Origin of the sequence: Halomonas sp. AOP27-A1-41 (assembly GCF_052378605.1) — a bacterium.
Lineage (GTDB): Bacteria > Pseudomonadota > Gammaproteobacteria > Pseudomonadales > Halomonadaceae > Vreelandella > Vreelandella citrativorans.
Genome location: NZ_JBQSXT010000062.1, coordinates 1 through 860, shown reverse-complemented (window position 1 = coordinate 860; position 860 = coordinate 1). Strand labels below are relative to the sequence as shown.

Below are 860 nucleotides of genomic sequence, written 5' to 3'. Positions count from 1 at the left end.
TCTACAACTGGCGTAGTAAGTACGTACGCCAGCCGTAAAGTGAATGAAGCGAAGCGCTTGCGGAAGCTTGAACCGTAAAACAATAAGCTGAAAAAGCTTTTTATGGTTACCTGCTGTTGCACGCGCTGTTAAAAGCGGAAGGCTTGGTCATGAATCGAAAACACATGTCTCAAATTTATACTGAAGAAGGCCTACAAGCGTTAATGAGCGTTGGTCAATGGACTCCGTCTCTGATTCGGGTATGAATGTCGCGGACGACGTTTCACAAGAAATGGTGAGTCAGCTGGTCTCCGTATCGATTAGCGGACGTCAGGTGGCTCGGTTTCTAGAGCAGCTGTGCGAAGCAAGAGGTAAGCCCCACAAGATTATTTGCGACAACGGCCCTGAATACATCTCTCAATCAATGATCGACTGGGCTAACAGCAACCGGATAACGCTTTTATACATTCAGCCAGGCAAGACGACTCAAAATGCCTATATCGAACGCTTCAATTGGACGGCACAGCATGAATGGCTGGAGTTGCATCCGTTCGACTCGGTCAGTCATGCCTAGGAGCTCGCGACTGAGTGGCTATGGCAATACAATAACGAGCGACCCCATACTGCTACCGGTGGTGTCCCTCCTCGGCAGCTACTGATGACAGCTTAAATTTCTACGAATAGCTGCTTCGTAAAATGGGAGGGATTACAGTGTGGACACCTCCATGATGAAGCGCCTCAAGGAGTTGGAGGACGAGAACCAGCGCCTCAAGAAGATGTATGTCGAAGAGCGGTTGAACGCTAGGAAGCCCTTGAGGGAAAGTGGTAAAGCCATCTCAACGCCGCGAGATGGCAAAGAATGTCGTTAAGGCCGGTTGCTA

General features: G+C 49.4%; 2 pseudogenes. Both read left to right on the top strand.

The annotated features are described in order from the left end of the window. Positions 1-190: 190 nt before the first annotated feature. Positions 191-649: pseudogene (locus tag ACT3TC_RS17100) on the top strand (integrase core domain-containing protein); the annotation flags it as partial. 43 nt (positions 650-692) lie between these two features. Continuing rightward, positions 693-860: pseudogene (locus tag ACT3TC_RS17095) on the top strand (IS3 family transposase); the annotation flags it as partial.